Below are 7,322 nucleotides of genomic sequence, written 5' to 3'. Positions count from 1 at the left end.
ACATCGCGCATCTCATGGGAGAGGCGCCATGTTAGCGCTACCAAATTGCGGTGCGACCTCCCTTCGACATCCCGGCATCTCGGGTGGTGATGGCGGTGAGTAAATACAGCAGGACCGGATGTCGTCAAGAGGTAGGGGTCCTCTGTGCTCGGCGTTGCCGAGAAGGCGCCGCTGCCTGTGGATCCCCACCCCCAGTCCGCAACTTGCGGATCTGAGGTGAAATTTTCAAGACGTGGCCGCCAGCTAGTTTCTCCTCTTTGCTCTGCGGAGATGGTCTCGCCATAGCTGTATTGGGCTCATGGTAAGGGCGTCGATGTTGGAATGATGGGGCCGAAAATTTCGCTCAAGCATTGACATGTTTCGGATAGGTTTCCACAATGAGTCTCCGAAGCGGTCGGCCCTGCCTGATGTGGTGATCGAGTGAGGGCCGCCGGTCATGACGCCATCGTGGTGTGCCCCCGGTCCGGGGGGCGGCGTCGTTCGCCGGGTTCCCGTGTATCCCTCTTTCCGTGATTTCAGTATGGAGTCAGGCATGGGTATGAAGGCTTCACCCTTATCTGCGCGCCGAGGTTTCGGTGCCCTCAGCAGGGTCATCAGTGCCGGCGCCGTGGGTGTCGTAGGTGCGGCGCTAATGGTGTCGGTTCCCGCGGATGCGGCCGCCAGCACGCTGGCCGCCGCTGCTCAGCAGAGCGGTCGCTACTTCGGCACCGCTATCGCCGCGGGCAAACTGGGCGACCAGACGTACACCACGATCGCGAACCGCGAGTTCGACATGATCACCGCCGAGAACGAGATGAAGATCGACGCCACGGAACCCAACCGTGGGCAGTTCAGCTTCAGCAACGGTGACCGCATCTACAACTGGGCGGTGCAGAACGGCAAGCGGGTACGGGGCCACACGCTGGCCTGGCACTCCCAGCAGCCGGGCTGGATGCAGTCCCTGTCCGGTAGCAGCCTCCGCCAGGCGATGATCGACCACATCAACGGCGTGATGGGCCACTATCGAGGCAAGATCTACGCCTGGGACGTCGTCAACGAGGCCTACGCCGACGGCAACTCCGGTGGCCGGCGTGACTCCAACCTCCAGCGAACCGGGAACGACTGGATCGAGGTGGCCTTCCGCACCGCACGGGCCGCCGACCCGTCCGCGAAGCTCTGCTACAACGACTACAACATCGACAACTGGAGCTGGGCCAAGACGCAGGGCGTCTACAACATGGTCCGCGACTTCAAGCAGCGCGGCGTGCCGATCGACTGCGTCGGCCTGCAGTCGCACTTCAACAGCAACAGCCCGTACAACAGCAACTACCGCACGACCATCCAGAGCTTCGCGGCGCTGGGAGTCGACGTGCAGATCACCGAGCTGGACATCCAGGGCGGCTCGGCCACCACTTACGCCAACGTGGTCAACGACTGCCTAGCCGTGCCGCGCTGCACTGGCATCACGGTGTGGGGGGTCCGGGACAGCGACTCCTGGCTGGGCGCGAACACCAGTCCGCTGCTCTTCGACGGCAACGGCAACAAGAAGGCCGCCTACAACTCCGTCCTGAACGCGCTCAACAACGCGACCCCCAACCCCTCACCCTCGCCGAGCCCGACCACCTCGCCCAGCCCGACGACGCCCCCAGGTGGCGCGGGACAGATCCGGGGCGTGGCATCCGGTCGTTGTGTGGACGTCCCGAACTCCACGACCACCGACGGCACCCAGCTCCAGTTGTGGGACTGCCACTCCGGCTCCAACCAGCAGTGGACCTACACGTCCGCCCAGGAGTTCCGCGTTCTCGGCAACAAGTGCCTGGACGCCGCGGGCACCGGTAACGGTGCCAAGGTGCAGATCTACTCCTGTTGGGGCGGCGACAACCAGAAGTGGCGTATCAACTCGGACGGCTCGATCGTGAACGTCCAGTCGGGTCTGTGCCTCGACGCCGCCAACTCCGGCACCGGCAACGGGACTCTGCTCCAGAGCTACTCCTGCTGGGGCGGCAACAACCAGAAGTGGACCCGGAGCGGATCGTGAGACGGCACCTGTCGGTGCCGACCGGGATCGGGGCGGTGGTCGCTGCCGTGATCGCCGTCCTGGCCGGGCTTCTGGCTCAAACGCCCACAGCGAGGGCGGCCACGTTGACTCAGATCGGCAACTTCGGGGCGAACCCCGGCAACATCCAGATGCACCTCTACGTGCCTGACAACGTGGCTCCACGCCCCGGAATCCTGGTGGCGATGCACGGCTGCAACGGCCGGGCGACCGACTTCCACCAGCAGACGGAGTTCAGGACCCTGGCCGACCGGTATGGCTTCATCGTCATCTACCCGCAGGCCAACAAGAGCGCCAACGGCCTGTCGAACTGCTTCGACGTGTGGTCGAACGAAGCGCTCCGGCACGGGGGCGGCAGCGACCCCGTCTCGATCGTGTCGATGGTGAGCTACGTCGTGCAGCGGCATAACGGCGATCCCTCGCGGGTGTTCGCCACCGGCTTCTCCTCCGGCGCGATGGAGACGATCAACCTGCTCGCCACCTACCCCGATGTGTTCAAGGCGGGTGCTCCCTTCGCCGGCGTGCCCTTCGGCTGCCTCGGCCCGCCCGGTTGCAACGACCGGACACCGCAGCAGTGGGGCGACGTGGTCCGCAACGCCTACCCGGGCTACACCGGTCCCCGGCCCCGGCTGATGGCCTGGCACGGTACCGCGGACGACGTGCTGAATTTCAGCATGTTGCAGAAGGAGGTCGACCAGTGGACCAACGTGCACGGGGTGAGCCAGACGCCCACCTCGATGTCCAGCCCGCAATCGGGCTGGACGCGGCGGGTCTATGGGTCCGGCCAGGTCGAGGCGTACACGATCAACGGGGCGGGGCACAATCTGCCGCACTCCGGGATGGCCATCCACGCCATCCGATTCTTCGGCCTCGACAGCGACATCCCCACTCCGACGCCCACCCCCACACTGACCCCCACCCCAGGTGGTAACGGGCAGATCAGGGGCGTCGCGTCCGGGCGCTGCGTGGACGTGCCGAACTCCAGCACCACTGACGGCACGCAGCTCCAGCTCTGGGACTGCCACGGCGGCACCAACCAGAGGTGGACGCTCACCTCCGCGCAGGAGTTGCGGGTCCTTGGCAACAAGTGCCTGGACGCGGCCGGGACGGGCAACGGGGACAGGATCCAGCTCTACTCCTGCTGGGGCGGGGCCAACCAGAAGTGGCGCGTCAACTCCGACGGCTCGATCGTCGGCGTCCAGTCGGGGCTGTGCCTGGATGCGGCCGGGGCGGGCAACGGTACCCGCCTCCAGCTCTACTCCTGCCACGGTGGCACCAACCAGAGATGGAACTGGGGCGGCAACGCCTGAGAATCGCGCTCAGCGGCCCTACTGCGCGATCGAGAGAGGACTCCCGCCAGCGCGGCATGTCCGCTGGAAGAAGGACAAGCACCACCTGGTCTGGGGTGATCACCGAGAATCTCCCCAGACCAGGGAGGAGCGCGTGTCTGGTACGCCTAACGGGTGCAAGGCTCGCGTGCAGGCAGTGAGGCCCTCCAGCGGACTACATTCCCTCGCCCGGCGCGAGCAACTGCGCCTCCGGGCGCATCAGCAAGACGCCCCAGCGATGGGAGACCTGGTTCGTGCCGCCTACCCCGGATACAGCGACCCCGGCCCCGAGTTCAGCTCTGGCATGGCACCACGGCCAACCTCGTCTACTACGCCACCCACCAGCAGGCGATCGACCAGTGGACCAACGTGTGCGGCCTGAGCCAGACGCTCACCGGTACAGACACGCCGCAACCGAACTGGAACCGACGCCGCTACGCCGACGGTTTCGGCACGGTCCGGGTCGAGGCGTACAACATCCAGGGCGCCGGCCACAGCCTCCCCATGAGCGGGATGGCCGCCGCGATCCAGTTCTTCGGCCTCACCAACGGACCGAGGAACTGGGGAAGAACCGCAAGGGGCTCCGCCCCTGCACCCCCGGTCCTCTTCGAAGATGGGCCGGAAGGGTGCGGGACGGCATGATCTAGATGATCACTACCGTCATCCAATCTGGAGGCTCGGCCGAGGTGACACGTCGCCATGTTTCCGTAGTCTGCGACGGCTTTTGTTGATAGGCATTTCGAAGGGCTGATGCGCCTGCGTTGATGAGATCGGCAAGCTCCATTTCTACCGCGATACTGAGCCCTCGCAGGATCAACCAGATCGCCTCATCTGTGATTGCAGTTTCGATCAGCATCAAGCCATGGACCAGGCTGCTTTTGGCCAGATCGGGCAGGTAGGCGTCCGGATTCGCTTCGGCCAACCGCTCACGTATCTCGATGGCGCGCTGAACCGCGGCCAGGCCCTCCTCCTGACGCCCCACCTCACCCAGATCAGGCGACGAGCTGAGCGCCTCTTCGGCTACCCCTCGGTCTTGCGTGCGGTGAGCAGCAGGTACTCCCAGGCCATGGAGGTGGTGCCGGTGTCGTGAGTGTGGCGATGGGCGAGGGTGGCCAGGTCATGGTCCAGAGCGGTGACACGATCGGGATCGTTCGCGATGGCGCGGTAGGCGGCGACGGTCGGGCCGTAGTTGGATTTGAAGTAGTCGCGGAATGCCTCGGGTGTCTTGAACCTGTCGATCTGCACGGTCCGCCGATCGGCCGTGACATCGGTGATCTGGTCGCCGAAGAGCGCGCGGACGTGTTCCGGGCGCCCCCACAGGGGCGGCGGCTGTATGCCGGGCGGCGGCGGGGACGCGTAGGGCTTCATCGTCGCGAACATCTGGCCGATGAACCCCTCCGGCGTCCAGTTGAGCAGGCCGATTGTGCCGCCTGGGCGGCAGACGCGGAGCATCTCGTCAGCGGCGGCCTGGTGGTGCGGGGCGAACATGATCCCGACGCAGGAGAGCACGGTGTCGAACTCACAGTCGGCGAACGGCAGCGCCTCGGCGTCGGCCTGGCGCCACTCCAGCTCCACGCCGTGCCCAGCCGATGATCGGCGTCCGGCCTCCAGCAGTTCCGGCGTCAGGTCGCAGGCGACGACCTCCGCGCCGGCCAGAGCCGCCGGGATCGCGGCGTTACCCGTTCCGGCCGCGATGTCCAGCACTCGGTCGCCGGGCTGTACGCCGCATGCCTGCACCAGGGTCGCGCCCAGGTTAGGGATGATCTCTGAGGCCACGGCCGGGTAGTCACCCAGCGCCCACATCGCCCGGTGCCTGGTCTTCAAAGCGCGGTCGGTCTCCGCCGCGCTGATCAAATTACTCATGAAACGAGACTAGGTTCCGACGAAATCGCCTCCTAGTACAACATCTGTACTGGAAGGCGCCGGGGGCGGGGCTTACGCTGCAATCCATGGGATCCTCCTATTACCAGTTCTGCCCCGTCGCAAAGGCGATGGAGATGCTCGACGAGCGCTGGACGCTGCTCGTCGTGCGGGAACTGCTGTCTGGGAGCCAGCATTTCAACGAGCTGCGCCGTGGTGTGCCGAGAATGTCCCCCTCGCTGCTGTCCAAGCGGATGCAGCAACTGGTGCGCGCCGGCATCGTGGAGAGAACGGCGGATGACAACGAGGTACGGTACGTCCTTACCCCGGCCGGTGAGGAGCTGCGGCCGGTCGTCGAGGCGCTCGGCGTCTGGGGCACCCGCTGGATCGGCGATCTCGGCGATATGGACCTGGACCCGAAACTGCTGCTGTGGGACATGCACCGGCGCGTCGACCACGCCGTCATCCCGGTCGGCCGGACCGTGGTGCTGTTCAGCTTCCCGGACGTGCACCCGCGCGCCCGCGACTGGTGGCTGGTGATCACATCCGGCGAAGCCGACGTCTGTGACGTGGACCCCGGCTATACCGTGGCGGTCACGGTGACCGCTAGCCTGCGCCACATGGTCGCGGTCTGGCGCGGTGATCTCAGCTGGCGCGATGCCCTGCGTTCCGGCGTGGTCGACGTGCATGGCCCCGAGGCGTTCCGTCGGCAACTTCCTCGTTGGTTCACACTCTCGGAGTTCGCCTCAGTGCCTCGACCCGCCTGATCGAAGCGGGGCTCAAACACCCCCGCGGACGAGTGACGCGCCCAGCACTCCGCTCTCCTCCCCCAGACGCTCCTCGGCGCCCTCGCCTATGCCGCGGCCACGGTGCTGCTGATCAGGGGCGACCGGGCCGAGCGGGGGTGATGACGCCGGCCGGTCGTACCGGCAGGACGCGAGCCGGTTCCGCCGACGGTCACGAACTCGGGGGAATGTCCACCTGATCCCCAGCGGAAGCGCACGCGTCTTGTCAGATGGCTCCGCGGAAGAAATCGCCCAGCGCGGGGGCCAGCACGTCGTCGGACACGCCGTGCCACTCGCCCTTGAGGGTCAGGTGACGGCCCTGGGGAAGGGCCGTCGCCGCGTCCGCGGCCCAGCCACGCAGGCGGTCGTCGCTGGACTCGCTGTTGACGACCAAGGCCGGCACGGTGACGGACCGGAGGGTGTCGTGGGAGACGGCCGTGGTTATCCGGCTGTCGTAGGCGAGCGTGTGCGCGATGCCTTCCAGCAGCGGGAAAAAGGGGGCCTGGCGCATCTCCGCGGTTATCTCGGCGGGGACACCGATGCCGGTATGGAAGTGCTCGACCGCATCGGCCCGGCGATCTGCGGCGACGAGCTCGTCGATCTCGGCTGCGAGGTCGTCCTCCCGCGGCAGGTCGAGGACGATCGGTGGTTCGAGGAGTGAGAGCATCGAGATCGGCAGCCCGGCCGCCGCCCCGAGCAGGGCCAGGACCGCGCCGGAGGAGAACCCGTGGACGAACGCCGGTCCTCCGCCCGCCTCGATCACGGCCGCGAGGTCCTCCACCTCCCGTTCCACCGCGTACGGCGGGGTGTCGCCACTCTCGCCGCGTCCGCGCCTGTCGTAGGTCACGACGGTGAACCTGTCGGCAAGGTGTTCAGCGAGAGAGCTCATGGGCCCAAACCTGCGGAACCCGCCTGCCGCGTCGACCAGTACGAGCGTCGGCCCTGTTCCCGCCTGCTCGAACCCGATCCGCGTGCCGTCGCGTGACGTCACCGTGGCCATGGCGATCCCTTCGTTCGGGGGCCTCCGACGCTACAGAGCACCACCGACAAATCCGTGGACCCGATGTCCCGTACGCGACAGCTCTGAGGCCCGGTCCTTTCGAATGTCGAAGTCCATCGCATCTCCTCAACCGGGACGTCGCGACGACCAGCGGAACGGAAGGCCGTAGGGGCGCTGGGTGGGCTGCCGTGCCCGAGTGACATCGGGCACGGCAGCCCACCCTTCCTTTGAATCGCTGTCACCCGGCCCGGTGACGGTGCGACCTGGCACCACACGGGTTCCAGGAGGTCGTGCCCCTGCTGAGCAGGGGCACG

Annotated in this window: 6 protein-coding genes; 3 read left to right on the top strand and 3 right to left on the bottom strand. The window is 66.6% G+C overall.

Translation table 11 applies throughout. From position 1 onward, the window contains the following. The first annotated feature begins 631 nt into the window (after positions 1-631). Together ABZ260_RS42920 and ABZ260_RS42915 are read left to right on the top strand one after the other, a co-directional pair. A complete protein-coding gene (locus tag ABZ260_RS42920; protein ID WP_355629386.1) occupies positions 632-2,017 on the top strand; it encodes an endo-1,4-beta-xylanase in 1,386 nt (461 codons plus the stop codon). Continuing rightward, positions 2,014-3,345, top strand: a complete 1,332-nt coding sequence (locus ABZ260_RS42915; protein WP_355629383.1) for a PHB depolymerase family esterase — start codon at positions 2,014-2,016, stop codon at positions 3,343-3,345. The genes ABZ260_RS42920 and ABZ260_RS42915 overlap by 4 nt, the downstream gene beginning before the upstream one ends. 661 nt (positions 3,346-4,006) lie before the next feature. On the opposite strand, the gene ABZ260_RS42910 is transcribed toward ABZ260_RS42915, so the two are convergent. Then, positions 4,007-4,345: a hypothetical protein gene (locus ABZ260_RS42910; RefSeq protein WP_355629380.1), complete on the bottom strand. Its 339-nt coding sequence runs from the start codon at positions 4,343-4,345 to the stop codon at positions 4,007-4,009. Between the two features lie 38 nt (positions 4,346-4,383). After that, on the bottom strand, positions 4,384-5,226 hold the full coding sequence (locus ABZ260_RS42905) for a class I SAM-dependent methyltransferase (RefSeq protein WP_355629377.1): 843 nt from the start codon (positions 5,224-5,226) through the stop codon (positions 4,384-4,386). Positions 5,227-5,312: 86 nt separating this feature from the next. Between ABZ260_RS42905 and ABZ260_RS42900 the strand changes: the two genes are divergently transcribed. Continuing rightward, positions 5,313-5,990: a helix-turn-helix domain-containing protein gene (locus ABZ260_RS42900; protein WP_355629374.1), complete on the top strand. Its 678-nt coding sequence runs from the start codon at positions 5,313-5,315 to the stop codon at positions 5,988-5,990. Between the two features lie 244 nt (positions 5,991-6,234). Here ABZ260_RS42900 and ABZ260_RS42895 read toward each other — a convergent pair whose 3' ends face one another. Then, the gene (locus tag ABZ260_RS42895) at positions 6,235-7,008 is read right to left on the bottom strand and encodes an alpha/beta fold hydrolase (RefSeq protein ID WP_355629371.1); all 774 of its coding nucleotides are present in this window, start codon (positions 7,006-7,008) and stop codon (positions 6,235-6,237) included. Positions 7,009-7,322 lie beyond the last annotated feature (314 nt).

This window comes from Streptosporangium sp. NPDC006013 (assembly GCF_040614275.1).
Lineage (GTDB): Bacteria > Actinomycetota > Actinomycetes > Streptosporangiales > Streptosporangiaceae > Streptosporangium.
The sequence above is the reverse complement of the archived record's forward strand: the minus strand, read 5'-3'. Positions and strand labels throughout refer to the sequence as shown.